This is a genomic window from Wenzhouxiangella sp. YN1 (assembly GCF_056324145.1).
This window is the reverse complement of the sequence record NZ_JBJNIO010000147.1, coordinates 170,001-194,876: the sequence shown is the minus strand read 5'-3', so window position 1 is coordinate 194,876 and position 24,876 is coordinate 170,001. Positions and strand designations below refer to the sequence as shown.

The window sequence follows — 24,876 nt, the reverse complement described above, 5'->3', positions numbered from 1 at the left end:
ATCCTTGTTTGCAAATTGCCGCCTGACACCTGGTCATTGCGTCCGCGACGATCAAAGCACCTCGCGGACGGCAGCCACTATTCGCTCCGTAGTAAACCCGTACTCGCGGAACAGGTCTTCCGCCGGCGCGGACGCCCCGAACGTATCGATGCCGATGACCCGGCCCTGTTCGCCGACGAAGGGCCACCAGTAGTAACTGACGCCGGCCTCGATCGCCACGCGGGCCCTGATGCTGCCCGGCAGGACGGCTTCGCGATAGCTCTCGTCCTGCTCGAGAAAGCGGCCGGGGTTGGGCATGGAAACGACGCGAACTTCGGTGCTGTTGTTCTTCAGCTCGGCCGCGGCTTCCATCGCCAGGCCGACTTCCGAACCGGTGGCGATCAGGATCGCCTCGGGCTCGCCGCCCGCGGCGTCGGCCAGCACATAGCCGCCTTTTGCAATCGCCTCGATCTGATCTTCGGTCTTTTCCAGGTGCGGCAGGCCCTGGCGGGTGAGCACCAGCGCGGTAGGATCCTGGCGACGCCTTAGCGCCTCGGCCCAGGCGGCGGCGGTTTCGACCTTGTCGGCCGGGCGCCACACATCCAGGTTGGGAATCATGCGCAAGCTGGTGACGTGCTCGACCGGCTGATGGGTGGGGCCGTCTTCGCCCAGGCCGATGGAGTCGTGCGTATAGACGTGGATGGCACCGGTGGGAATCAGCGCCGACATGCGCACGGCGTTGCGCGCATAGTCGGAAAACACCAGGAAGGTGCCCGCATACGGAATGAAGCCGCCGTGCAGGTACAGGCCGTTGACGATGGCGGTCATGCCGAACTCGCGCACGCCGTAGTAGATGTAGTTGCCGCGCGCCGGATCGTCGAGCACGTCGACGCTGCCCGACCAGTTGGTGTTGTTGGAGCCGGTCAGGTCGGCCGAGCCGCCGAGCAGCTCGGGCAGGTGCGGACCGAACTCCTCGATGCAGGCACCGGAAGCCTTGCGCGTGGCAACCTTCTTGTCGTCGCCCTGCATCTTTTTCAGGATGCCGTCGACCAGATCGTCGAAGCTGTCGGGCAGCGCTCCTTTCATGCGCCGCTCGAACTCGCCGGCCTTGTCCGGGTGCGCCTGCCTGTAGGCTTCGAAGCGCTCGTTCCAGGCCTGCTCGGCGGCGGCGCCCTTCTCGCGCGCGTCCCAGCCGGCGCGAATGTCGTCGGGAACCTCGAAGGGCGCATAATGCCAGCCCAGCTGCTCGCGCGCGGCGGTGATTTCGTCTTCACCCAGGGCGGCGCCGTGGACACCGGCGGTGCCAGCCTTGTTGGGCGCCCCGAAGCCGATGGTGGTCTTGCAGCAGATCAGCGTGGGCTTGTCGTCAACGGCAACAGCACGGTCGATGGCCGCCGAGACGGCCTCGGCGCTGTGACCGTCGACATCTTCGACCACGTGCCAATCGTAGGCCTTGAAGCGCGCCGGCGTGTCGTCGGTGAACCAGCCGTCGGTGTCGCCGTCGATGGAGATGTTGTTGTCGTCGTAGAAGACGACCAGCTTGCCCAGGCCAAGCGTGCCGGCCAGCGAGCAGGCCTCGTGCGAGATGCCTTCCATCAGGCAGCCGTCGCCGACAAACACCCAGGTGCGGTGGTCGACGATGGTGTGCACGTCTGTGTTGAAGCGCGCGGCCAGCAGTTTTTCGGCCAGCGCCATGCCCACACCATTGGCCAGCCCCTGCCCCAGCGGGCCGGTGGTGGTTTCCACGCCCGGCGCATCCTTGCGTTCGGGGTGGCCGGGTGTCATCGAGTGCAGCTGGCGGAAGTTCTTGAGCTCTTCCAGCGGCAGGTCGTAGCCGGTCAGGTGCAGCAGGCTGTAGAGCAGCATCGAGCCGTGACCGTTGGAGACGACAAAGCGGTCGCGGTCCCACCAGTCGGGGTTGGCCGGATTGTGCTTGTGATGGTCGTTGAACAGGACCTCGGCGATATCGGCCATGCCCATGGGCATGCCCGGGTGGCCTGAGTTGGCGCGCTCGACGGCGTCCATGGCCAGCGCGCGCACGGCGTTGGCGAGCTGTCGGCGATCGGGGGTTGGCTGGGTCATGAAACTGTCGGTGCCTGCATGATGTGTAGAGCGGTAGGTCGGCATATTTTACAGCCTCGCGCCCGCGTCGGGGCCGGTCCTGCCGAATGCCCGCTGACCACCCCGACTGCCGGGCGCCTTCAGGGGCGGAGAAACGCGGCAATATCGGGCACTTGCATCGCTTTTTACGAGTGCAGCCTGCCCCGGCCTCTGTTAGACTGAAATTCGGCAAAACTTTATTGCCGCGCCGCCGTCAAAGCCTGTACAAGCCGGACAACGCAAAATCAACGCAAGAGTCGAGGGAATGATTCTTTTCAGGCACATTCTGATCATATCAGTGCTGCTCGCCGTCGGGGCCCAGGCCCAGACGACGGACGACATGCCGTGGTCGATCGTGCCTGAAAGCGGTTCGACGCAGCTGCCGGCGCCCCAGGCGCCGATGCTGCGCGTCATCGCCGAGCGCTCACCCCTGGGCCTGCCGGGCGAACGCCCACGCTTGTCGGTCACCATGCCCCTTTCCGGCCGTCAGCCGGGCTTCAGCCAGTCCGATGACCCGGCGAGCAGCTTTTCATGGTCGCTCAAGGCGTGGCAGATGAATACCGCCAGCCTGGCGCACATCCAGTGCAGCCAGGGCATGATGACCATCAACTCCTATCTGGCCCAGGACTGCCGCTTTGTTGATCAGCCTTTGCCCGGCAACACGATGAACCTGCTGCAGGTTTCCGGCGACTGGATGGCGGCACCCGGCTTGAAGCTCGGCATTGGCGCCTATCACGGCAATGAAACACCGCTGCAGAACCAGAGCAGCTTCGGTCCGAGCGCGGAACCGGCACTGTGGACGCCGCACAGCGTCGACGGTGCGGGCAAGGCAATCGCAGGGCTTGATGTCAACGTCAGTTTTGGCATCGAGACCGAGCGCATTGGTGACTTTCTCGTCGGCCTGCAGCTGGCACGCTATCGCCAGCGCATGAGTCTGTCCGAACTGGGCATGGCGCTCAAGCCGATGGACGCCGTCGAAGAAATGCGCTACGCCAACAACGCGCAGCTGCTGCTGGGCTGGCGTCGAGGCAACTTCAGCGGCGAAATGCTCGGCCAGCAGCGCGAACTGCCGCTCTGGCTGAGCCCGGAGCAGGCCTCGTCCACGCTGAGCTCCTTCGACCTGGAGTTTTCCTGGCACGCGCCGCGCAACGGGGCACTGTCCATTGGCGTGCGCAACATCATGGACGCGGCTCCCCGCGCTGATGAGCCCACATCGGATGCGACCACGCTGGAAGATCCAATGGAAAGCATTTACGGGCGCATTCCCTACGTGCGCTACAAGCAGGACCTGTAACCGGCCTGCGGGGCGTGATCACGGCTCGGGTCGATTCCGCCGCATCTTCAGCCAGAACAACCACGCTCGACCACCCAGGTAGAGCACCAGCCCCAGAGCCAGCAACAAGACCGCAACCGCCGGCAACGGCAGACTCCAGCCCGAAGCTCCGGACAGCCACCAGCTGATGGCCCCCGCCAGCAGCACGGCCATGCCAATATAGGCGATGTTCTTCGCCTGCCACATCCGCTTGCGCCAGCGCTGGTGCTGGATACGACGAACCTCCTCGTCGGAAACCTCGCCCAACGGCAGGTCGCAGTGGCGGCAAACTCTGTGCTGGTCGGAAACGCGGCGGCCGCAGCCGGGACAATTGATCAATGCCATGCGGCTATTGTAGCGGCGCGAGCGGCTGACTGCGACGGGAAAGGCCGGGTTTGGCTGCTTGGTCAGCCCGGGCAGCTGTTATTAACCCGGCAGCCCGCCCCGATCCGGAAAGAAGTGCACCGTGACCGCCAGCCCGCCTTCATCGCGATTGGCAAACTCGATCCGCCAGCCGTAGAGATCGCACAATCGCTTGACGATGGAGAGCCCGAGACCCGAACCCTTGGTGCCGCTGGCCTGCCGGCCACGAAACTGACGATCGAAGACGCGCGGCAGCTCTTCTTCCGCAATACCCGGCCCGGTATCGAGAATGCTGACCTCGCCGGCGCGGATCAGGACTCGCACCTCACCGTCACTGGTGTAACGAATGGCGTTGCCAATGAGGTTGCCCAGAGTCACAGCGATGACCGCTTCAGGCGCGATGACACTGACGCCCTCGCGTTCGTCGACCTGCAGCTTGAGGGTGCGGTCACCGATCAGCGGCTCGTAGTTGCCAAGCACCTGGCGGGCAATCTGGCCAAGGTCGTGCGCGCGGCCTTCGCCATCGGCGTCGCGCTCGGCGCGCACCAGATGCAGCAGCGCCGTGGTGATATCGGTGGACTGGCGAGCGGCTCGTGCGATTCTCAGCAGGCGCTCGCGCGTTCGCTCGTTCTGGTCGGGCTGGGCCAGTAACAGCTCGGTGGCGCCGGAGATCACCGCAAGCGGCGTTCGCAGCTCGTGCGAGACATCGGCGTTGAAGGCCTTGTCGCGCTCGACAAGATCCTTGAGGCGGTGAGCATAGTCATCGAGAGCCGCGGCCAGCTGCCCGACCTCGTCATCGGGGAAATGACGCGCCAGATCGCCCGACGGGGCATACTCATCCATGGCCTCGATCCGGTGAGCCAGCTCGGTCACCGGCGCCATGATGCGGCTCGAAGACCAGACTCCCATGGCCAGTGAAAACAGCACGAACAGCACCACTGCTGCGGCCAGGGCAAGCTGTAGCCGGCGCGCCAGCTCCTGATTTTCCGACACGTCATAGGTCAGAAAAACCCAGAAATCGTCTTCCTTGCGCACCGCTGCCTTGTACTGGGCGCCGGCGGTGCTGACATCATGAACGCCGCTGGCCAGATCACGAAAGGGCGCCGGTACGATGCCGGCCTTGCCGGGTCGGGTCACGTAGCCCTCGATGCGCGTATAGAAGGGCTCGACCAGGGTCGGGTCTTCGCGCAGATCAGCGACGTACTGGTTGATTTCATCAGCCAGGGTACGCGAGATCAGGGCGTCGACCAACAGGCTCTGAACCAGCAAGACGGCTACCGCGAACAGCACGCTCAGAAGCGTGCCGAACAGCAAAAAGGAAAAGATCAGGCGGCTTCTAAGTCGACGCCGATACTTCATCCGGAGCCACCAGGCAATAGCCGATGCCGTGTCGGGTCTGGATCATGGGCTGACCAAAGGGCTTGTCGATCGCCGCGCGCAGGCTGTGGATGTGCACACGCAGGCTGTCGCTATCGGGCAGCTCCTCACCCCAGACGTGGTGCTCGAGCTCACGGCGGGTCACCACCGCGGGCGAGGCCGCCATCAGTTTCTCGAGCAGCTTCAGGCCGATCGGATTGAGGTCGATGGGCTTGTCCGCACGCCGAACGGTCAGGGTTTCCAGATTGTATTCAAGGTCGCCCACCGTCAGCTCACGCGGTTTGACGCGCTGGCCGCGTCGGGACAACACCTGCAAGCGGGCTTCCACCTCGCGCAGCTCGAAAGGCTTGACCAGATAATCATCCGCGCCGGATTCGAAGCCGGTGAGCTTGTCCTCGAGCTGATCGCGCGCGGTGAGCATCAGCACCGGCGTTTCCTTGCGTCCGTCCTCGCGCAGCTTGCGGCAGACCTCCAGGCCATCCATGCCCGGCAGCGCAAGGTCGAGGACAATGGCATCGAACTCGTTGACGATGGCCAGATGCAGGCCGGTGACGCCGTCATAGGCGTAATCGACCTCATGGTCACGGTCGGAGAGAAAATCCCCCAGATTGGCCGCAATATCACGATTGTCTTCGATGATCAGAATTCGCATCAGCCGAATGCCCCTGTCCTGGTCGAAATCGAGCTAAAAAAATGCCCGGACAGACTGTTACAGTCCGCCCGGGCCCACATTGCCCCGTAACCGTCGGTGCAGACTCCTGGCTCGCGCGATGGGCACCAACGACTCCGATCATAGGCGCCGGGCGGTTAATCGCACGTTAACGCTGGCGGAAAAAGCCGTTACCCGGAGAGCAGCGGCGACCAGACCTGCTGCCCAGGCCGGTTTGCAGAACGGGCGTGGCTGGATCAAAAGCGTCCGTCGTCCACCAGGTTGAGATCCTGCAGCCGGCCGGAGAGCGATTCGGCGTCACCACCTTCGCTGAGCTTGACCGCCAGGCGCAGATCGTTGGCCGAATCGGCATGGCGCAGGGCTTCCTCATAGGAAATCAGGCCTTCCTGGTACAAATCGAGCAGGCTTTGATCAAACGTCACCATGCCGTGATGACGTGAATCCTTCATGATCTCCTTCAGATCCTCGATCTTGCCCTTGCGAATCTTCTCCTGCACCAGCGGCGTATTGAGCATGATCTCCAGCGCAACGTGGCGGCGAGAGCCGTCGATCGACGGCACCAGCTGTTGCGCCACCACGCCCCGAAGGTTGAAGCTCAGATCCAGCAGCACCTGCGGATGGCGCTCTTCGGGGAAGAAGTGCAGGATGCGATCCATGGCCTGGTTGGCGTTATTGGCGTGCAGGGTCGTCAGGCAGAGGTGTCCGGTTTCAGCAAACGTGATCGCTTGCTCCATCGACTCGCGGGTGCGAACCTCACCGATCAGAATCACGTCGGGGGCCTGGCGCAACGTATTCTTCAGCGCCACATCGAAAGACTCGGTGTCAATGCCCACCTCACGCTGGGTCACCAGCGATTTGCGGTGTTTGTGCACGAACTCGATCGGGTCCTCGATGGTCACGATATGGCCGGAGGCGCTGATGTTGCGGTGACCGACCATGGCCGCCAGCGTGGTGGACTTGCCGGTGCCGGTCGCGCCCACCAGGATCACGATGCCGCGCTTGACCATCGACAGCTCTGACAGCGATTCGGGCAGATCGAGCTCTTCGAACGATGGGATCTTGGTCTCGATCCGGCGGCAGACCATGCCCACGCTGTTGCGCTGATAAAAGGCCGAAACCCGGAATCGGGCCACGCCCTCGAGGGAGACGGCAAACTGACACTCACGGGTTGAATGGAACTCTTCGCGCTGATCGGCCGTCATGACCGAGTCGATGATGTCGTGCGCCATGTCATGGCTGAGCGCTTCTCGCGTGAGCGGCTTGATCTTGCCGTGCACCTTGATGCAGGGCGGCGCGCCCACGGTCACGAAAAGATCCGAACCCTGGGTTTCGTGCAGCTTGTGCAGCCAGTCCTGAATGGTATTCATCGTGCCTCCTTGGGCATATGGACTTCGGCGCGGCCGCTCAGGCCAGCGCCGACTTGTTCTGCGCCTTGCGCATGGCCTCCTGCTTGGGCACCAGGCCGCGTCGCACCAGCTCGATCAGTGACTGATCGAGGGTGGTCATGCCGGCATTCTGCCCGGTCTGAATGGCCGAATACATCTGCGCCACCTTGTCTTCGCGAATCAGGTTGCGGATCGCCGAGGTGGCCACCATGATCTCGTGGGCGGCCACTCGCCCGCCACCCACCTTCTTCAGCAGCGTCTGCGAGATGACGGCCCGCAGGGATTCGGAAAGCATTGAGCGCACCACCGGCTTCTCATCGCCCGGAAAGACGTCGATGATACGGTCGATTGTCTTCGGCGCAGACGAAGTATGCAGCGTGCCGAACACCACGTGGCCCGTCTCGGCGGCCGTCAGGGCCAGCCGCACCGTCTCCATGTCGCGCAGCTCGCCGACCAGGATGATGTCGGGGTCTTCACGCAAGGCCGAACGCAGGGCCTGATTGAAGCCGTGGGTATCGCGGTGAACTTCGCGCTGATTGATCAGGCAGCGGTTGGAGGTATGGACAAACTCGATCGGATCCTCGATGGTGAGGATGTGGCCTGGCACGGTCTTGTTGAGGTGATCCACCATGGCCGCAAGCGTTGTCGACTTGCCTGAACCGGTCGGGCCGGTAACCAGAATCAGACCACGCGGCACCTCGACAATGTCTTTGAAAATGATCGGGGCGTCCAGATCCTCCAGCGACCAGATGTCATTGGGAATGACGCGGAAGGCCGCGCCCATGCCGCGATGATGATGGAAGGCGTTGACACGAAACCGCGCCAGACCCGGCACGTTGTAGGAGAAGTCGACCTCCAGGTTGGCCTCGTAGTCGCGGCGCTGGTGGTCATTCATCGTCGAATAGATGAGCTCGGCCATCTCCTTGTTCTCGATGGCCGGCGTATTGATACGATGAACATCACCGTCAACGCGGATCATGGGCGGCAGACCGGCCGAAATGTGCAGGTCGGATGCCTTGTTCTTGACGGTAAACGCGAGTAATTCTGTAATATCCATGGGGAACTCCCTGCCTGTGACCCTCGGCCTGCCGGTGACGTGTGCCGGCTCGCCCGCCGGGCGGTCTGAACACATCCCGGCTTTTCAGCACACCAAACGATCTTAGCGTAACTTGGCCATGAATCAAATCACCCCGGAATCCGCTCACGCACGCCTCGAGCATACGCGCAAACGCATCAAGGCCGCCGCCAGCGCTGCCGGCCGCGCTGGTGACGACATCCACTTGCTGGCCGTCAGCAAGACCCGGCCGCCCGAAACCATTCTGCAGCTGCACGAGCTCGGCCAGTACGCCTTCGGCGAGAGTTACGTCGATGAGGGGGTGGCGAAAATCACCGCGCTCGAAGCTCATGAGCTGCAATGGCATTACATCGGCCCGATTCAATCGAACAAGACCCGGCTCATCGCCGCTCACTTCGATTGGGTGCACTCGATCGATCGCGCCCGCATCGTGCGGCGACTCGACGACCAGCGACCCGAAGCGCTGGCGCCGCTGGATGTGCTCATTCAGGTCAACATCGACAGAGAGGAGCAGAAAGCGGGCTGCGCTCCCGAAGAAATAACCACGCTGGCAGAGCAGATCAGCCGCTGCGCAAACTTGAGGCTTCGCGGCCTGATGGCCATTCCCGCCGCGCGTGAGCAACACGACGATCAACGCGCCGTGTTCGCTCGGCTGTACCAGCTGTTCGAAAACCTCAAGAACCAGCACCCGCAGATCGACACCTTCTCGGCCGGCATGAGCGCGGATCTGGAGGCCGCCATTGCGGAAGGCTCGACTCTAGTGCGAGTCGGGACAGCGCTTTTCGGACCCAGGGACTGACGGTTCGCCGGTTAGCCTGTTCGCTGGTTGGCTGGTTCGGCAACCGCAAGACAGTGCGGGGCGGCTACGCCGCGAATGGCCGTGCTGGGCCGAAACCCTTTTTCGCGGTAGAACCGCGCCCACGGCCGAAAGCCGCCTGTCGGACTCCACCGGACCCCAGCGCGGCTACGCCGCCCCGCCAACCTTCCCGCGCCGAACCAGCCAACCAGCCAACCAGCCAACCAGCCAACCAGCCAACCAGCCAACCAGCGAACAAACTAACAAGCTAACAAGCTAACACCCCTGTCGCTGGCACTCCGGGCCAGCGCCCCCCTACAATAGAGCCCATGGCAAACTTCACCATCACCTTTATCGGCGGCGGCAACATGGGCCGCGCCTTGATCAGCGGGCTGATCGCCGGCGGCACGGAAGCGCAAGCCATCCGCGTGGCCGACCCCAGCGCAGACCAGCGCCGCTCCCTGGCCAGCGACCTGGGCGTGACCACCCACGCCGACAACGGCGAGGCGGCGAGCGCCGCCGACGTGCTGGTCGTGGCGGTCAAGCCACAAGTAATGGACAAGGTGCTGACCTCGGTTGCCGGGGCGATCGGCGGCGACACGCTGGTGATTTCAGTAGCCGCCGGCATGCCGATCGCGCGTATCCGGGAGCATCTGGATGGGCACACCCGCATTGTGCGGGCCATGCCCAACACGCCCGCGCTGTATCAGGCCGGCATGACCGGACTGGCCGCCGCCGACGGCGTGAGCGACCGTGATCGCCAGCGCGCCGAACAAGTGCTCGAAGCAGCCGGCGAGATCGCCTGGGTCGAAGACGAAGCGCTGATGGATGTGGTCACCGCCATTTCGGGCTCGGGTCCGGCTTACTTTTTTGCGCTGGTCGAGCATCTCACCGCCGCCGGCACCGCCGCTGGCCTGAGCGCGGAAACGGCGGCCCGGCTCGCTCGCCAGACGGCCTTCGGCGCTGGCACCATGCTGGCGAGGTCGAATGTTGACGCCGGCGAACTGCGCAGGCGCGTCACCTCACCGGGTGGCACCACCGCCGCGGCCCTCGAGAGCTTGTCGAGCAACGGCTTCGAGACGCTCGTCGACAAGGCCGTGCAGGCAGCGGTCAAGCGCGGACGCGAACTCGGAGACGACTGATGGGCGGCTCGGCCAACCAGGCGTTTTCCTTTCTGATCGAGACTGCCTTCCAGCTGTATCTGGCGGCACTGATGCTTCGCATCCTGCTGGAGGCGCTGCGAGCCGACTATTACAACCCCGTCTGTCAGGCGCTGATCCGCATCACCGATCCGCTGGTCAAGCCGCTGGCAAGGCTCATTCCGCGCGTCGGCTCGCTCAGCCTGGCCGGCATTGCCTGGCTCTACATTCTGGAGCTGACCCTGCTGGTCATCCTCATGGCTCTCAACGGCTGGAGCATCGGCTGGCCGGTGCTTTTCTTGCTGGCCGCCCTCAGGCTGGTACGCATGCTGCTGGTGCTCTACCTGGTGCTGATCATCGTCAACGTGCTGCTCTCCTGGGTGGGACAAGGCTTCCGCCACCCCATCGTGCCGCTGGTCTATCAGCTCACCGAACCGGTTCTGGCCCCCATCCGCCGCGTGCTTCCGCCTCTCGGCGGCTTCGATCTTTCACCGCTGGTGGCATTGATCGCCATTCAGTTCTTGATCATCCTGTTGGGCGTATGAGCAGCGTGTGCGCGGGCATGCAGCCAAGCGGCGAGGTGCCACGCTCAAAAAAGAACCTTGAAGAGCCCGAGGTCTTTGCCCCAACCGCTTGCCGCCTCACCCCCGGCGGGCGTAGCATCTGGGGCAGTTCAACGGCAAGGGCAAAGGACATGACTCGACAGCTTGCTGTCTTTTTATTCACCGCATTCGCTTTGCTGCTGGCGTCGTTCGCGGCCCAGGCGCAGCAGTTCGAAGACATTGGCGACTACCGCGTTCACTACAGCGCGATGAATACGCGCATGCTGCCCGCCGAAGTCGCCAGCGCCTATGGCATCACGCGCTCGGGCCGGCGCGCGATGATCAACATCACCGTACTGCGCAACGCCGGCTCGGACGACAGCATGGCGGTGCCTGTAAGCGGCTCGGTCCAGGCCTCCGCGATCAACCTCACCGGTCAGCGGCGCGAGATTGCGCTGCAGGAAATCCGGGAGGAAGACGCCGTTTACTACATCGGCACCTTCCGCATCAGCAACGAGGAGACGCTGACCTTCGACATCAGCGTGCGCCCGGAAGACAGCAAGCGGCCTCCGGCTCGATTCAGCTTTCAGCAGAAGTTCTACGTCGAGGAGTAGTTCTCGCTCGAACCACTACCTCTTCGGTGCGGCCATGTGCTTGCGCCGAATGAACTCGGGATGAGGCACGCCCAGCAAATCGGCCAGCCGCCGCAGCAGCTGTTCTTCGTAGCGGTCGATGCGCCCGTCTGCCCAGGCCACCTGCCACAGCCAGCCGACCAGCTGGTCACGTTCATCGCGGTCGAGGTTGGCTTTGAGGTCACGGGTGAAGTCGTGCAGGGAGACCGCGTCGCGACGCATGGTTTCGGCATCACGCAACATGGCATCGAGCTCGGAGCGGTCGATGTCGAAGGCTTGCTGCATGGCGCGGCGGATCACCGCCAGCTCCTCATCATCACGCTGATCGTCCGCTGCGGCCATCTCCAGAAGGATGATGGCGGCAGCACGAGCGATGACCTGAAGGTCAACGGGCTCGTCGCTGCCGGGCGCAACCAGCGATTTGAGTTGACTGAACCAGTCTGTCTTCATGTCAGGGATTATCCCGCAAAAGCCGTTAACATAACGCGATGACTCCCGAACGCAAGACCCGCATCGAGCAAGTGGCCGCTGGCCGACAGCCTGATCTGACGGTTTTCCTCGAGCGGGTACACAAGGCGCACAACGTGGCCGCCATCTTGCGCACCTGCGACGCCGTCGGCGTGATGCAGGCTCACGCCGTGCCGCCCGCCGGCGGCATTCCGCCGCTCAACCACACCGCGCAGGGCGCACAACGCTGGGTCAGGCTGCAGCGTCATCACGACGCTGTTGAGGGCCTGCGCGCGCTCAGGGCGCAGGGGTTTTCCGTCCATGCCGCGCACTTTTCCGAGCGCGCGGTCGACTTCCGGCAACCCGATTACACCCGGCCCAGCGCCATTGTTCTGGGCGCGGAGAAATCCGGCGTCAGCGCGGAAGCCCTGGCCGAATGCGACGGCGAAGTTGTCATCCCGATGGCCGGCATGACGCAGAGCCTCAACGTCTCGGTCGCGGCCGCCCTGATCCTCTTCGAAGCCCAGCGCCAGCGCCTGGCCGCCGGCCTGTACCGGCCGCATTCGCTGGAGGAAGAGCCCTGGAAGAGTCTGAGTGAGCAATGGATGGAGAGGGAGACGGAAAGGCGGCGAAAGGGCAGATGAGCTGGTTTGATGAGCAAACAGCGCAAACAGGCCTCAGCAAGGCCCGGGCCGATGGATTGCCTGGTCATTGGAAATTGATCATTCCCCGATCAGGGATACAGCAACGACTCCCGCCAGGCGCCATCAGTCAGCTCGAAGCACACGCGTTCATGCAGGCGGAACTCGCGCCCGTACCAGAACTCGACGCGACGGGGTTTGACGCGAAAGCCCGACCAGTGTGCGGGCCGCGGAACCTCCCGATCTTGGAACTCCTTTTCAAACGCGGCCACCCGAGCCAGGAAATCGGCGCGACTGGCCATCGGCTGCGACTGCAGCGACGCCCAGGCACCGACCTGGCTGCCGCGCGGACGACTGGCGAAATAGGCGTCGGCCTCCGGATCGCCCACCGGCTCGGCACGGCCGTCAATGAGCACCTGCTCGGCGTTTTCGCGCCACCACAACACCAGCGACACATCGGCGTGCACCCGCAGGTGTCGCCCCTTGCGCGAGCCCAGGTTGGTATAGAACACGAAGCCTTCGGCATCCATGCCCTTGAGCAGCACGGTTCGCGCCGCCGGGCGGCCGTTCTGGTCCACGGTGGCCAGGGTCATGGCCGTCGGCTCGGGAATGCCGGCATCCGCTGCGCGATCAAGCCCTTGTCGGAAACGCGTGACCATTGCTTCGGTCATGCTCGCAAACTCGCTCATTTCAGTATCTCGCGGTAGCCGGAACGATAATCGGGGTAGGCAAAGCAATAGCCGGAGTCCAGCAGTCGGGTGTTGGACACGCGCTTGCCCTGCCCGCCCGTCGATGACTCGCGCGCCGGCGCCTCAACGCCAAGCCGCGAAGACAGCCAGTCAAGCATTTCGCAGCGCCTCGCCGGCTGGCTGTCGGTAGCGCAGTAGAGGGCCTCAGGCCGGTGCAGCCCCAGCAGGTGCGCGAGAACGCCGGCACAGTCATCGGAATGAATGCGGTTGGTCCACTGCGGCGGCCATTCACGGCAGCTTGCCCGGCCGGCGAGGACGTTGTCGATCAAGCGCTCACGACCGGGGCCATAGATGCCGGAAAAACGCAGAATGATCGGCTCCGCGGCCGAGCGCGCGGCGAGCGCCTCGGCCTCGAGCAGCACGCCACCGTTGAAGCGTTGCGGCACAGTCTCGCTGCGCTCGTCAACCCACTCGCCCTTGTCCTGACCATACACCGCAGTGCTCGACACGAAGATCAGCCGGCGGGCAGCGGCGTGTTCCAGCAGCCGCTCCAGGCCCTCGAGATAGGCAGCGCGATAACCGGCTTCGTCGTAGCGGTCCGGCGTGGCCTGATAAACAATCGCGTCCCAGTCGCCTGCGACCGCTGCCAGGCTGTCGCCGTCGGCCAGATCCGCCCGTACCGGGATGATGCCTGCAGACAAAGCCTCTACGCGCCGGCGCAGCCCGTGTACCTGCCAGTCGCCGGCGGCCAGCCGCCCGGCAAGGCGAATGCCCAGGTCACCGCAGCCGGCGATCAGCAGGCGCTTCACGAGGCCACAGGCTCGGGCGGAGACGAGCCATCGTCGCCACCGCCAGGATCGCGGGGCGGCAGCCTGCGCAGCCAGATCAACCACACCACCAGCGCATCGAGGATGATCAGCGCCTGCCACAGGTAGAGGTGAAACCACTCGAACCAGGTCATGTTCCACTGCCCCAGGTAGAACAAACTGATGATGCGCACCAGGTTGAGCGCCTGAATGGCGATGAAGCCAATGCCAAAGCCGATCAGCTTGTGCTTCAGCGCGGCCGGAAAGGCGAAGATGGCGGCAAACAGGACGATCAGCGCTTCGACGCCATTGCATCCGGGCTCGATGCTGACGGCAAAACCGGACTCGATATCGGTAATGACCTTGCCGGCCGAGCCCACACCGCTGTCAAACAGCCGGATAATGAAAACACTGATGTCGGCAAGGCCGGCGGTGAACGGCAGAACTACATGCTGCTGGACAGGCTGCAGAACTTCGATGACAAACAAGCCCAGAAGCAGAACAATGAAGAGAATCGAAAAGCGCAGCATGATCGGTGTGGACCGCTCGATTACGGAGAGCGTCAATGGTACCAAACCGCCGTGGTGATGAGCCGGCACGGTGGGGCTGATACCACGCCGGCATGGTAGCATTGAGCCCCGGTTGATTCTGGCCATCGCCACTTTAGTATGAACAGTTGCCGGCACGACCCGATCACTGCCGTGGAACGCCCTCCCGGCGCGCGAGCAGCATGAACGCGCAGTCTGCAGCCTCCCCGCCACGGCGCATTTTCCTGATCGGGCCCATGGGCTCGGGCAAAACCACCGTTGGCCGGCAGCTGGCGCGGCACATGGAGATGGACTTCATCGATCTGGATCTGGAGCTGCAGCGGCGGTGTGGCGTGGAAGTGGCAGTGATATTCGAAATCGAGGGCGAATCCGGGTTTCGTCAGCGGGAGTCCGCGCTTCTGGATGAGCTGACTCGGCGCGACAACCTGATTCTTGGCACCGGGGGCGGCAGCGTGCTCGATGCCGACAATCGCGACATGCTCACGACTCGCGGTCTGGTTGTGTACTTGCAGACCAGTGTGGACCAGCAGCTGAAGCGACTCGAGCGCGACAAACAGCGACCGCTGCTGCAGACACCGAACCGGAGACAGCGGCTGACCGAGCTGGCCGAGCAGCGCAACCCCGTTTATGCAGCCTGTGCCGACCTGGTCATACGCTCCGGCGGCAGCTCCCCGGCGGCCATGGCCCACGTTGTCGCCCGCAGAGTCGAGCTATATTGCCGAAAGGCTGAGGTATCATGAAAGTCGTTCAGATCGAAACAAGCGGCCGCTCCTGTCCGGTCTATGTCGGCCAGGGGTTGCTGGCCATCGGCAGCATCTGGCAGCGCCATCTGCAGGGTCGCGTGCTGGTAGTCTCCGACAAGACGGTTGCCGGCCTCTATCTGGAGCGTATCGGCGCCGCCCTGGGTCAGGATCACCGCTGGGAGTCGCTGACGCTCGAAGCCGGCGAGGAAGCCAAGACCGTGGCCAACTGGCAGCGGGTGATCGATGCGCTGGTTGCCCTCGGCGCCCAACGCGATGCCACGGTGCTGGCGCTCGGTGGCGGCGTGGTGGGTGATCTGGCCGGCTTTGCCGCAGCCAGCTATATGCGCGGCATCAAAGTGATCCAGATGCCAACCACACTGCTGGCCCAGGTGGATGCTGCCGTCGGCGGCAAGACCGGCGTCAATCATCCCGGCGGCAAGAACCTGATCGGCGCCTTTCACCAGCCGTCTGCGGTGGTTGCCGATATCGACAGCCTGGTAAGTCTCGACGAACGCGATTATCGCGCCGGGCTGGCTGAGGTGGTCAAGTACGGCGCCATTCGCGATGAGCGCTTTTTCGGCTGGCTGGAAACCTGCAGCGAGGCGCTCAATGCGCGCGTGCCCGACGCCCTGCTCGAGGCGGTGCACACCTCCGTGCGACACAAGGCCGAGGTTGTAGCCGCCGACGAGCGCGAGGCAGGCGAACGTGCCCTGCTCAATTTCGGCCATACATTCGGTCACGCACTTGAAACCGAAACCGGCTACCGGCGCTATCGCCACGGTGAGGCAGTCGCCATCGGCATGGTGCTGGCCACGCGCCTGAGCGAGCTGCTGGGCAAGCTGCGCGTGGGCACCTCAGAGCGCCTGATGCGGCTGCTCGAACGACTCGAGCTGCCAACCGAGCTGCCTGCCGAGGTGGACCGTGACCGGCTGCTGGCGCGGATGCGCCTGGACAAGAAGAACCGTGCCGATCGAATCCGCATGGTATTGCTCAATGAACTCGGTCAGGCCTGTGTGGAAGCCTGCCCGGCTGATGATATTCGCGAGGTATTGATCCGCTGATGAACGCTCGAACTGATGCTCTGCTGATGCGCGCCTTGCGCCGCCAGCCGGTCGAACGCACGCCCATCTGGATGATGCGCCAGGCCGGTCGCTACCTGCCCGAGTACCGCGCCACGCGCGAGAAGGCGGGCAGCTTTCTGGATCTGGCCGGCACGCCGGAACTCGCCTGTGAGGTGACCCTGCAGCCAATCGAACGCTACGGCTTCGATGCGGCGATTCTGTTTTCCGACATCCTGATTCTGCCGCACGTGATGGGCCGCGGACTGGGCTTCAAGCCCGGACAGGGGCCCTATTTCGAGCGGCCGCTGAAGACCGTTGCCGATATCGACTCGCTGCCCATGCCGGACCCGGAAGACGACACCGGCTACGTGATGGAGGCGGTCAGGATGATTCGCGAGTCACTGGCCGAGGATCTGCCACTGATCGGCTTTGCCGGCAGCCCATGGACCGTGGCGACCTACATGATCGAAGGCCGCAGCAGCAAGGACTTCGCACAGGCCAGACGCATGCTGCTGGCTGAGCCGGAAGCTTCGGAGCGGCTGATGAACCACCTCGCCGACGCCACTGCCGATTATCTTGCCGCCCAGGTCGCCGCCGGCGCTGACGCGCTGATGATGTTCGACTCCTGGGGCGGGGTCCTTTCACCACGCCTGTATGAAAGGTTCTCCCTGGCCTCGCAGCAGCGTATTGTTGAAAAGCTCAGGACGACCTGCCCGGATACGCCGATCGTTCTGTTCGGCAAGGGCTGCGCTCAGCACCTGGAAAAGCTCGCTGACATCGGCTGCGCCGGCCTGGGCGTGGACTGGACCCTTGACCTGGCCGAAGCGCGCTCGCGCGTGGGTGACCGCGTGGCCCTGCAGGGCAATCTCGACCCGGCCGTGTTGCTGACCCAACCGGATGTCATTGCTGAGGAAACCCGGCGTGTCCTGGACAGCTTCGGCGACGGACCCGGGCATGTCTTCAACCTCGGCCACGGCATCACCCCGGAGGTGCCGCCCGAGCACGTCTCGGTGCTGGTCGAAACGGTTCGCGATTACAGCCGCAGGCCGTAAAACCTCTGGCGGCCTGCAGGTAGCCTCTCCAGCCGAGGCTGCTGCACCGCACCCGCCTTGGCCCGGGCATTCAGCCCGGGCCGAGCCGCACTCACCCTTGCGGCTGAAAACGCCATTTCAGAGCCAAGGCCAGCCGCCCGCAAAGCCGATGATCAACGCCGCTGCTGTAACTGCTTTTCCAGCCTGGCCCAGGTGTCGCGCAAGGTCACGGCGCGATTGAACACCGGCTTATCCGCACTGCTATCGCAATCGGGCACGAAATAACCCAGGCGCTCGAACTGAAAGAACTCGCCCGGCTCGGCGCCTTCGATACCCGCCTCCAGACGCGCCTGATCAAGCACTTCGAGGGACTCGGGATTGAGATGCTCGACAAAGTCACGCTGCCTGTCCTGTGCCACTGGATCAGGCACGTTGAAGAGGCGATCGTAGAGGCGAACCTCGGCCTTGACGGCGTGCGCTGCCGAAACCCAGTGGATGGTGCCCTTGACCTTGCGATCAGCGCCCGGCTGCCCCGAACGGGTCTCCGGGTCGAAGCTGCATCGCAACTCGACCACATCGCCCTCATCATCCTTGATCACTTCGTCACAGCGGATGATGAAGGCGTTGCGCAAGCGCACTTCGCCACCGGGTTTGAGCCGAAAGAATTTCCTCGGCGCCTCCTCCATGAAGTCACTTTGCTCGATATAGAGCTCGCGTGTGAGCGCGACGCGGCGGCTGCCCATCGCCGGATCCTGCGGGTGATTGGCTGCCTCCAGCCATTCCGTCTCGCCCTCGGGAAAGTTGGTCAGCACCAGCTTGAGCGGGCGCAAAACGGCCATGCGTCGCGGCGCGCGGCGATTGAGATCATCGCGCAGATTGCGCTCGAGCACACCAAAGGGAATGATGCTCTCGGATTTGGTAACGCCAATCTCATCACAGAAGCTGCGAATGGCCGCGGGCGTGAAACCACGGCGCCGCACACCCGCAATGGTGGGCATGCGCGGGTCGTCCCAGCCGGCGACAAAGCCTTCATCCACCAAACGGGTCAGAAGGCGCTTGGAGAGAACCGTGAAGTCGAGATTGAGGCGGGAAAACTCGATTTGATGCGGCCGCGAAGGCACCGGCAAGTGCTCGATCAGCCAGTCGTAGAGCGGGCGATGATCCTCGAATTCCAGCGTGCACAGCGAGTGGGTGATGTGCTCGATGGCATCGGACTCGCCGTGAGCGAAGTCGTAGCTGGGGTAGATGCACCAGTCGTCTCCGGTGCGCGGGTGCGCCCGGTGGCGGATCCGATAGATCACCGGATCACGCATGTTGATATTGGGCGCTGCCATGTCGATCTTGGCGCGCAGAACATACTCGCCATCGGCAAAATCACCGGCACGCATGCGCTCGAACAGCTCACGGCTTTCGGCTGGATCACGCTCGCGGTCGGGGCTGGGCGTGCCCGGCTCGGTCAGCGTACCGCGCTGCTCGCGGATGGCATCGGCGTCCTGGCTGTCAACGTATGCCAGACCGCGATCGATCAGGTGCAGAGCATACTCATAGAGCGTCTCGAAATAATCCGAGGCGTAGCACTCGTTCTTCCACTGGTAGCCAAGCCAGGCGACGTCTTCCTTGATCGCATCGACGTAACGCTGCTCTTCCCGAGCCGGGTTGGTATCGTCGAAGCGCAGGTTGGTATAGCCGCCGAACTCTTCGGGCAAGCTGAAATTGAGCACGATCGACTTGGCATGGCCCAGGTGCAGATAACCGTTGGGCTCGGGTGGAAAGCGGGTGACGATCTCGTCATACAGACCGGCCTCCAGCTCCTTGACAATTCGGTTGCGGATGAAATTGGTCGGCCGTGTCGGCGGACTGTCGGAAGTGCCGCCGGGGCCTTCCCTGGAAATATCTTTGGGACTCATGGGCGCGAACTGCTCGGACTGCTTGGGCTCGGCCGCTCATTATACCGGCCCGGCGCGTCGCACCGTCCCCGGTCTTGACGCAGCCCGAGCGACCGCGAAACCCGCCCATGGACCCGGCCTTTCCGGTACGCTACCCTTTCGCCCATCTCGCACAACCGGAACAATCCCCATGACCGAGGAATATCGCTTTGACCACAACAAGCTGAGCACTCACATCCTGGCTGCTCTCGCCCTGGGGCTGATAACCGGACTTGTGATCAACTTCGCATTCAGCGATGTTGCCTGGGTCGAAAAATGGGTGGTCGATGGTTTGTTCGAGGTCGTCGGCGAGATGTTCATCCGCTTTCTGACCATGCTGATCGTGCCCATCGTTCTGGTGTCACTGATCTCCGGCGTCGCCTCGCTGGCTGATCCGCGCAGCCTGGGACGCGTCAGCGCCAAGGCAGTGGGGCTGTACCTGCTGACGACCGGCGTCGCAATCATCCTGGCACTGATCGCCGGCCTGTTGCTCCAGACCGGGGTCGGGGCCAATCCTGTCAGCGCTTCAACGCCCGAAATCGCGTCGGCACCACCGTTCACGCAGGTCCTTATCGACCTGGTGCCGGCCAATCCGGTTCAGGCAATGGCCGAAGGCAACATGCTGCCGATCATCATCTTTTCCATTCTGCTGGGCTTGTCGCTGTCTTTTGCCGGCGAGTCGGGCAAGCGCATCGGCCATTTCTTCACCGACTTCATGGAAGTCGTCATGAAGCTTGTCGGCATCGTCATGCTGATTGCACCCTACGGGGTTTTCGCGCTGATTGCCGGTACCGTGGCGACCACCGGATGGGCGACCTTTGCCGGTCTGCTCAAGTATTTCTTCCTGGTGCTGACCGTTCTCGTGCTTCATGCCACCCTGGTGTACCCGTTGCTGCTCAAGGCTTTCACCGGCCTGAGCCCGGTGCTGTTCTACCGTCAGTTCCGGGATGTGATCGCCTTCGCGTTCTCCACGGCCTCATCGGGTGCAACCATTCCCGTCACCCTGCGCGCGGTACAGGAACGTATGGGCGTCTCCAACCGCATCAGCTCGTTCACCATTCCGTTGGGCGCGACCATCAACATGGACGGCACGGCCATCATGCAGGGTGTGGCCGTGGGCTTCATTTCGCAGTATTACGGCATCGACCTGTCACTGTCGTCCTACGTGATGATCATCTTCATGGTCGTCATGGCATCGATCGGAACCGCAGGCGTGCCGGGTGTGGGTCTCATCCTGCTGGCTGGAGTGCTTTCACAGGTCGGTCTGCCGGCCGAAGGCATCGGCTTGATTCTGGGCGTAGATCGCTTGCTCGACATGACGCGCACGGCAGTCAACGTCACGGGCGATGCGACGGTCACCTGTATCGTCGCAACCAGCGAGGGCGAACTCGATCGGGCCCGGTTCGATGACCCCGACAGTGGTAACGAGCCCATTCACGAGCCGCGCTGACCGACCCGGAGCGCGGACGCTATTAACCCGGCATCAAAGTAGATTGCCTTCAGCCGCGCTGTGCATCCCGACAGCAAGGCTGCGAAACTTCGTTTGTCGGCATGGACACCGCGGCCTGTCGTGCAATATCAATCTGTCAGGCGCTCCAAGAATGCAGCCTGCTTTGATGCCGGGTTAACGGCCACCCCCGATCGACTCGGGCTGGAGCCGCCCTTTGACCCCGAGCGCCCGGCGCATGGCAGCCGGTGCGCCGGTAGCAAAAGCCAGAGAGCCGAGCGAGCACGCCGCCATGACCAGCACGATCGGCAGCAAGCTGCCGTCGGCAAGCCAGGTTGAGGTTGCACTGATGACGCCGGCCAGAGTGAACTGGGTTGCCCCCATCAGCGCCGCGGCAGTGCCACCCAGACGGGGAAAGAACTCCAGCGCATTGGCAATATTGTTGGGGGCAACCGCGCCCATGCATCCGGCAGCCAGTATCAACGCCGCCGCCACCGCAACCACCCCGGCTCCAGCGACCACGAAGGCCACCAGGGCCAGAACCGCAACGGCCTGAAGGGCCACCGCCACCCGCAGAATACTGGTGGAGTGAAAGCTCATGAGCAGGCGACGGTTGAGCAGGTTGGCCACCACCATGGCCACGATATTGGCTGCAAACAGCATGGAAAACGCTGTATTCGACTGATCGAACCAGTCCTGATAGATGAACGAGGCATGGGTAATGAAAACCAGCATGGCGCTGAAGGCCAGTGTCTGCATGGCAACAAACCGCATCGCAGTCCGATTTCCCAACACGGTCAGATAGTTGGTCAGCAGCGTCACGACTGGCGTGCGGATCCTTTCGGCGGGCGGCAGGTTACGAAAAAGGAAGGCGCGCAAAGTGATCGCCAGAAACAAGGCATACGCTGCCAGCAAGACGAAGATACCCGGCCAGTCGCTGAAATACAGGATCACCGAGCCGATTGATGGCGCCAGTGCCGGAGCGACGAACATGATCAACCCGATCAGCGAAAACAGCCGCGCTGATTCATTACCGCTGGTGCGATCACGCACAATGGCCGGCACGGACACAGCACACCAGGCACCACCAACAGCCTGGATCATCCGCCATAACATCATGTCGCTCAGGTCCTGCGCGGCAGCGACCATCAGGCTGGCAACCCCGAAAATTCCCAGGCCCGTCAACAGAATGATTCGCCGACCGTAACGGTCCGAAAGAGGGCCACCCACCAGCTGGGCGATCCCCAACAACAACACGTACGCGCTCAGCGTACGTCCGACTGCAGGCAGGTCGGTGCCGAACTCCGCGGCAATCTGCGGAAAAGCCGGCAAATAGGTATCCAGCGCCAGCGGGCCGAGGGCGACGGTCATTCCCAGTAAGAAAGCAAGGCGCAATGAAGACAAGACACATCCCGTGTTGGTTGTAGGAAGGGAATGATTAGCTAGACTCCAGCAATCGAGCTTAGTTTCGCACGTTTGAGTGCGACAGGGTCAAACCGGTCAACAGCGCTTTGCCGGAACGAGGCGGCACATCAAACGCCGGCCTCGCAAGGCAGCAGCCTGCCGCTGGCCCGCATTCTGAGCAACCCCTTGCAACGTGCAAGGGGATAAGGGGTTTCTGGATAAATGCCTGGCAGCGTAGGCAACGGAGGGCGTGCGGTTTTCGCGAAGCGAAAGGAGCGCGCCCGGAGTGCCGTTAAACGCGTGAGCGTTGGTCACTGCCAGCCGCTGAGGGTACTGCGGAGTCATAAAAAAACCCCCGGAGCTACAGATAGCACCGGGGGTTTAGGATAAATGCCTGGCAGTGACCTACTCTCACACGGCGAATGCCGCACTACCATCGGCGCTGGCGCGTTTCACTTCCGAGTTCGGGATGGGATCGGGTGGTTCCACGCCGCTGTTGCCACCAGGCAAAGTCAACTGTACATCAGCTTACGGCTGATGTCCGTTGATCCCGGACTTGATCCGGGATCTCCCTGCTACTGATACCAGCAAGGAGTCGGAATCTGTTCAAGAGCTTCAGTCGTGTCATCGCAAGAGAGCGTAATGCTCTCCAATTGGCTTTGGTGTTATATGACCAAGCCTCACGGGCAATTAGTACTGGTTAGCTTCATGCATTACTGCACTTCCACATCCAGCCTATCAACCTGGTCGTCTTCCAGGGCCCTACAGGGACCTCAAGGGTCCAGTGAGACCTCATCTTGGATGGGGCTTCCCGCTTAGATGCTTTCAGCGGTTATCCCTGCCGATCGTAGCTACCCGGCAATGCATCTGGCGATACAACCGGAACACCAGCGGATCGTCCACTCCGGTCCTCTCGTACTAGGAGCAGATTTCCTCAAGTCTCAAGCGCCCACGGCAGATAGGGACCGAACTGTCTCACGACGTTCTAAACCCAGCTCGCGTACCACTTTAAATGGCGAACAGCCATACCCTTGGGACCGGCTACAGCCCCAGGATGTGATGAGCCGACATCGAGGTGCCAAACACCGCCGTCGATATGAACTCTTGGGCGGTATCAGCCTGTTATCCCCGGAGTACCTTTTATCCGTTGAGCGATGGCCCTTCCATACAGAACCACCGGATCACTAAGACCTGCTTTCGCACCTGCTCGATCTGTCGATCTCGCAGTCAAGCACCCTTGTGCCTTTGCACTCAGCGCACGATGTCCGACCGTGCTGAGGGTACCTTCGTGCGCCTCCGTTACGCTTTAGGAGGCGACCGCCCCAGTCAAACTACCCACCACACATTGTCCCTGAACCGGATAACGGTTCGAGGTTAGAACTCCAGCTACACCAGGGTGGTATTTCAAGGTTGGCTCCACGCAGACTGGCGTCTACGCTTCAAAGCCTCCCACCTATCCTGCACAGAAGCAACCGAAGTTCAATGTGAAGCTATAGTAAAGGTTCACGGGGTCTTTCCGTCTTGCCGCGGGTACGCTGCATCTTCACAGCGATTTCAATTTCACTGAGTCTCGGGTGGAGACAGTGTGGCCATCGTTACGCCATTCGTGCAGGTCGGAACTTACCCGACAAGGAATTTCGCTACCTTAGGACCGTTATAGTTACGGCCGCCGTTTACCGGGGCTTCGATCAAGAGCTTCGCCGAAGCTAACCCCATCACTTAACCTTCCGGCACCGGGCAGGCGTCACACCCTATACGTCCACTTACGTGTTTGCAGAGTGCTGTGTTTTTAATAAACAGTCGTAGCCACCTGGTCACTGCGACCTCCAGAAGCTCGGAGAGCAAGTCTCGTCACCGCCAGAGGCGTACCTTCTCCCGAAGTTACGGTACCATTTTGCCTAGTTCCTTCACCCGAGTTCTCTCAAGCGCCTTAGGATTCTCACCCAGCCTACCTGTGTCGGTTTACGGTACGGTCAGTGTTACCTGAAGCTTAGAAGATTTTCCTGGAAGCATGGCATCAACACCTTCGCCCCTTATGTGGGGCTCCCCATCACACCTTGGCATTGACCCCCCGGATTTGCCTAAGGGACCTGCCTACGTGCTTGGACCGGGACAACCATCGCCCGGCGCACCTAGCCTTCTTCGTCTCTCCATCGCAGTAACAACTGGTGCAGGAATATTAACCTGCTCCCCATCGACTACGCGTTTCCGCCTCGCCTTAGGGGCCGACTCACCCTGCGCCGATTAACGTTGCGCTAGGAAACCTTGGGCTTTCGGCGAACGGGTTTTTCACCCGTTTTATCGTTACTCATGTCAGCATTCGCACTTCCGATACCTCCAGCATGCCTCTCGACACACCTTCGCAGGCGTACGGAACGCTCCTCTACCATGCAAGAAAACTTGCATCCGCAGCTTCGGTACATTGCTTAAGCCCCGTTGAATCTTCCGCGCAGGCCGACTCGACCAGTGAGCTATTACGCTTTCTTTCAAGGATGGCTGCTTCTAAGCCAACCTCCTGGCTGTCTATGCCTTCCCACATCGTTTTCCACTTAGCAATGATTTGGGGACCTTAGCTGGCGGTCTGGGTTGTTTCCCTTTCCACGACGGATGTTAGCACCCGCCGTGTGTCTCCCGTGATTGCACTTCCTGGTATTCGGAGTTTGCCATGGGTTGGTAAGTCGGTATGACCCCCTAGCCATAACAGTGCTCTACCCCCAGGAGTGAGACACGAGGCGCTACCTAAATAGCTTTCGAGGAGAACCAG

22 protein-coding genes and 2 rRNA genes (1 of these 24 cut by a window edge) are annotated in these 24,876 nt (G+C 62.5%); 10 read left to right on the top strand and 14 right to left on the bottom strand.

Translation table 11 applies throughout. The features are described 5' to 3' along the window. Positions 1–51: 51 nt before the first annotated feature. Positions 52–2,061, bottom strand: coding sequence for a transketolase (tkt, locus tag ACEWQZ_RS08210; RefSeq protein WP_476482590.1), 2,010 nt, complete (start codon positions 2,059–2,061; stop codon positions 52–54). Between the two features lie 283 nt (positions 2,062–2,344). Between tkt and ACEWQZ_RS08205 the strand changes: the two genes are divergently transcribed. Beyond that, complete coding sequence (locus ACEWQZ_RS08205; protein ID WP_476482589.1) at positions 2,345–3,373, top strand: hypothetical protein; 1,029 nt, start codon at positions 2,345–2,347, stop codon at positions 3,371–3,373. 18 nt (positions 3,374–3,391) lie between these two features. Here ACEWQZ_RS08205 and ACEWQZ_RS08200 read toward each other — a convergent pair whose 3' ends face one another. The 5 genes from ACEWQZ_RS08200 to ACEWQZ_RS08180 all read right to left on the bottom strand — a co-directional run bounded on the left by ACEWQZ_RS08200 (position 3,392) and on the right by ACEWQZ_RS08180 (position 8,243). After that, positions 3,392–3,736, bottom strand: a complete 345-nt coding sequence (locus ACEWQZ_RS08200; protein WP_476482588.1) for a hypothetical protein — start codon at positions 3,734–3,736, stop codon at positions 3,392–3,394. A gap of 81 nt (positions 3,737–3,817) precedes the next feature. Continuing rightward, positions 3,818–5,113: a sensor histidine kinase gene (locus ACEWQZ_RS08195; RefSeq protein WP_476482587.1), complete on the bottom strand. Its 1,296-nt coding sequence runs from the start codon at positions 5,111–5,113 to the stop codon at positions 3,818–3,820. Further along, entirely contained in the window at positions 5,091–5,783 is a 693-nt protein-coding gene (locus ACEWQZ_RS08190) for a response regulator transcription factor (RefSeq protein WP_476482586.1), read from the bottom strand. Before ACEWQZ_RS08190 ends, ACEWQZ_RS08195 begins: the two co-directional genes overlap by 23 nt. A 254-nt stretch (positions 5,784–6,037) precedes the next feature. After that, positions 6,038–7,168 (bottom strand): PilT/PilU family type 4a pilus ATPase, encoded by a 1,131-nt coding sequence (locus ACEWQZ_RS08185; RefSeq protein WP_476482585.1) that lies wholly within the window; start codon positions 7,166–7,168, stop codon positions 6,038–6,040. A 37-nt stretch (positions 7,169–7,205) separates the two neighbouring features. Continuing rightward, positions 7,206–8,243, bottom strand: a complete 1,038-nt coding sequence (locus tag ACEWQZ_RS08180; RefSeq protein WP_476482584.1) for a type IV pilus twitching motility protein PilT — start codon at positions 8,241–8,243, stop codon at positions 7,206–7,208. Positions 8,244–8,361: 118 nt separating this feature from the next. Between ACEWQZ_RS08180 and ACEWQZ_RS08175 the strand changes: the two genes are divergently transcribed. From ACEWQZ_RS08175 to ACEWQZ_RS08160, 4 genes are all read left to right on the top strand, one after another. Then, on the top strand, positions 8,362–9,060 hold the full coding sequence (locus tag ACEWQZ_RS08175) for a YggS family pyridoxal phosphate-dependent enzyme (protein WP_476482583.1): 699 nt from the start codon (positions 8,362–8,364) through the stop codon (positions 9,058–9,060). A 326-nt stretch (positions 9,061–9,386) separates the two neighbouring features. After that, complete coding sequence (gene proC / locus ACEWQZ_RS08170) at positions 9,387–10,199, top strand: pyrroline-5-carboxylate reductase (protein WP_476482582.1); 813 nt, start codon at positions 9,387–9,389, stop codon at positions 10,197–10,199. Continuing rightward, positions 10,199–10,741: a YggT family protein gene (locus ACEWQZ_RS08165; protein ID WP_476482581.1), complete on the top strand. Its 543-nt coding sequence runs from the start codon at positions 10,199–10,201 to the stop codon at positions 10,739–10,741. The genes proC and ACEWQZ_RS08165 overlap by 1 nt, the downstream gene beginning before the upstream one ends. Before the next feature lie 149 nt (positions 10,742–10,890). Next, the gene (locus ACEWQZ_RS08160; RefSeq protein WP_476482580.1) at positions 10,891–11,352 is read left to right on the top strand and encodes a DUF4426 domain-containing protein; all 462 of its coding nucleotides are present in this window, start codon (positions 10,891–10,893) and stop codon (positions 11,350–11,352) included. A 15-nt stretch (positions 11,353–11,367) separates the two neighbouring features. On the opposite strand, the gene ACEWQZ_RS08155 is transcribed toward ACEWQZ_RS08160, so the two are convergent. Next, the gene (locus ACEWQZ_RS08155; protein WP_476482579.1) at positions 11,368–11,820 is read right to left on the bottom strand and encodes a tellurite resistance TerB family protein; all 453 of its coding nucleotides are present in this window, start codon (positions 11,818–11,820) and stop codon (positions 11,368–11,370) included. Between the two features lie 38 nt (positions 11,821–11,858). Here ACEWQZ_RS08155 and trmH point away from each other — a divergent pair, with 38 nt between their 5' ends. Further along, the gene (gene trmH / locus ACEWQZ_RS08150; protein ID WP_476482578.1) at positions 11,859–12,461 is read left to right on the top strand and encodes a tRNA (guanosine(18)-2'-O)-methyltransferase TrmH; all 603 of its coding nucleotides are present in this window, start codon (positions 11,859–11,861) and stop codon (positions 12,459–12,461) included. An 89-nt stretch (positions 12,462–12,550) separates the two neighbouring features. On the opposite strand, the gene pdxH is transcribed toward trmH, so the two are convergent. From pdxH to xrtH, 3 genes are read right to left on the bottom strand one after another with little or no spacing between them, the layout of a single operon-like run. Then, a complete protein-coding gene (pdxH, locus tag ACEWQZ_RS08145) occupies positions 12,551–13,147 on the bottom strand; it encodes a pyridoxamine 5'-phosphate oxidase (RefSeq protein ID WP_476482577.1) in 597 nt (198 codons plus the stop codon). Then, on the bottom strand, positions 13,144–13,956 hold the full coding sequence (locus tag ACEWQZ_RS08140) for an NAD-dependent epimerase/dehydratase family protein (protein ID WP_476482576.1): 813 nt from the start codon (positions 13,954–13,956) through the stop codon (positions 13,144–13,146). The genes pdxH and ACEWQZ_RS08140 overlap by 4 nt, the downstream gene beginning before the upstream one ends. Next, positions 13,953–14,483 (bottom strand): exosortase H, encoded by a 531-nt coding sequence (gene xrtH / locus ACEWQZ_RS08135; RefSeq protein WP_476482712.1) that lies wholly within the window; start codon positions 14,481–14,483, stop codon positions 13,953–13,955. The genes ACEWQZ_RS08140 and xrtH overlap by 4 nt, the downstream gene beginning before the upstream one ends. A 200-nt stretch (positions 14,484–14,683) precedes the next feature. Between xrtH and aroK the strand changes: the two genes are divergently transcribed. Genes aroK through hemE form a run of 3 tightly spaced genes read left to right on the top strand, consistent with a single transcriptional unit; the run spans position 14,684 to position 17,357 of the window. Beyond that, on the top strand, positions 14,684–15,241 hold the full coding sequence (gene aroK / locus ACEWQZ_RS08130) for a shikimate kinase AroK (RefSeq protein ID WP_476482575.1): 558 nt from the start codon (positions 14,684–14,686) through the stop codon (positions 15,239–15,241). Then, positions 15,238–16,305 carry a 3-dehydroquinate synthase gene (gene aroB, locus ACEWQZ_RS08125; protein ID WP_476482574.1) on the top strand — a complete coding sequence of 356 codons (1,068 nt, stop codon included), beginning with the start codon at positions 15,238–15,240 and terminating at the stop codon, positions 16,303–16,305. Before aroK ends, aroB begins: the two co-directional genes overlap by 4 nt. After that, complete coding sequence (gene hemE / locus ACEWQZ_RS08120) at positions 16,305–17,357, top strand: uroporphyrinogen decarboxylase (RefSeq protein WP_476482573.1); 1,053 nt, start codon at positions 16,305–16,307, stop codon at positions 17,355–17,357. The genes aroB and hemE overlap by 1 nt, the downstream gene beginning before the upstream one ends. Before the next feature lie 152 nt (positions 17,358–17,509). Here the strand turns inward: hemE and ACEWQZ_RS08115 are convergent, their stop codons facing one another. Further along, positions 17,510–19,243, bottom strand: a complete 1,734-nt coding sequence (locus tag ACEWQZ_RS08115) for a glutamine--tRNA ligase/YqeY domain fusion protein (protein ID WP_476482572.1) — start codon at positions 19,241–19,243, stop codon at positions 17,510–17,512. 169 nt (positions 19,244–19,412) lie between these two features. Between ACEWQZ_RS08115 and ACEWQZ_RS08110 the strand changes: the two genes are divergently transcribed. Beyond that, positions 19,413–20,711, top strand: a complete 1,299-nt coding sequence (locus ACEWQZ_RS08110; protein ID WP_476482571.1) for a dicarboxylate/amino acid:cation symporter — start codon at positions 19,413–19,415, stop codon at positions 20,709–20,711. Positions 20,712–20,885: 174 nt separating this feature from the next. On the opposite strand, the gene ACEWQZ_RS08105 is transcribed toward ACEWQZ_RS08110, so the two are convergent. The 3 genes from ACEWQZ_RS08105 to ACEWQZ_RS08095 all read right to left on the bottom strand — a co-directional run. Next, positions 20,886–22,103, bottom strand: a complete 1,218-nt coding sequence (locus tag ACEWQZ_RS08105; RefSeq protein WP_476482711.1) for a multidrug effflux MFS transporter — start codon at positions 22,101–22,103, stop codon at positions 20,886–20,888. Positions 22,104–22,504: 401 nt separating this feature from the next. After that, positions 22,505–22,619: ribosomal RNA gene (gene rrf / locus ACEWQZ_RS08100) — 5S ribosomal RNA — on the bottom strand. Positions 22,620–22,781: 162 nt separating this feature from the next. Then, positions 22,782–24,876, bottom strand: a 23S ribosomal RNA gene (locus tag ACEWQZ_RS08095) (it continues 795 nt past the right edge of the window).